This window comes from Marinicauda pacifica, from assembly GCF_004793635.1.
GTDB lineage: Bacteria > Pseudomonadota > Alphaproteobacteria > Caulobacterales > Maricaulaceae > Marinicauda > Marinicauda pacifica.
On the sequence record NZ_SRXV01000052.1, the window covers coordinates 1 to 314 of the forward strand.

At 65.6% G+C, this 314-nt stretch carries 1 pseudogene; it reads right to left on the reverse strand.

From position 1 onward, the window contains the following. Window positions 1–314 (reverse strand): annotated as a pseudogene (locus E5162_RS14355) (acetyl-CoA C-acyltransferase); the annotation flags it as partial.

Genomic DNA, 314 nt, shown 5'->3' on the forward strand with positions numbered 1-314 from the left:
GCCGCCGCCAATGCACTCAGTCGCAATGGCACGCTTGCCGCCCGTGCGCTTCAGCGCATTGAGAGCGTGCAGCACGATGCGGGTTCCGCCCGCTCCTACCGGATGGCCGAGACTGATGGCCCCGCCATCGATGTTCAGCTTGTCGCGCTTGATCGCGCCCAATGCGCTGTCCAGGCCGAGGCGGTCCTTGCAGAATGCCTTGTCCTGCCAGGCCGCCAGACAGTCGAGTACCTGCGCGGCGAATGCCTCGTTGATTTCCCAAAGGTCGAGATCGTCCAGCGAGAGTCCGTGCCGCGTGAGCACGGGCGTGGAGG